General features: G+C 51.2%; 1 protein-coding gene. It reads left to right on the top strand.

Annotated elements, in window-relative coordinates; translation table 11 throughout:
- Positions 1-71 precede the first annotated feature (71 nt).
- A partial coding sequence (locus ACTHUR_RS19155) for a nucleotidyltransferase domain-containing protein (protein ID WP_440400364.1) occupies positions 72-494 on the top strand: 423 nt, incomplete at its 3' end.

Genomic DNA, 494 nt, shown 5'->3' with positions numbered 1-494 from the left:
ATCAAAAAGCAAAGGTCGTCTGAAAACCTGTTTTTTAGGATTTTCAGACGACCTCTATTAAAAGAAACATCATGAAACAAACGATTCAAGAAAAACTTACCCACATCGCCCATACCGAGCCGCTGCATTTCCTGCTGGCGGTAGAGAGCGGCAGCCGCGCATGGGGCTTTGCCTCGCCCGACAGCGATTACGACGTGCGCGCCATTTATATCCGTCCGCAGGAATATTATCTGCAAATCGACGAAGCGAAAGACACCTTTGAATTTATCGAAAACCAATGGTTTGACGTTGGCGGCTGGGACATCCGCAAGGCGTTGCGTTTGCTGCGGAAAAGCAATGCCACGCTGCTCGAATGGCTGCGTTCGCCGATTGTTTATACGCAGGACGATGATTTCACAGGTCGTCTGAACGCGCTTGCGCCGCAATACGTCCAAGCCGCCGCACTGCTGCACCATTATCGCGGCATCGCGGGCAACGCTTTGAGAAACATGAAT

This window comes from Neisseria sp. P0021.S007 (genome assembly GCF_051956855.1).
Note: the sequence above shows the minus strand (reverse complement) of the source record. Positions and strands in the feature narration are given on the sequence as shown.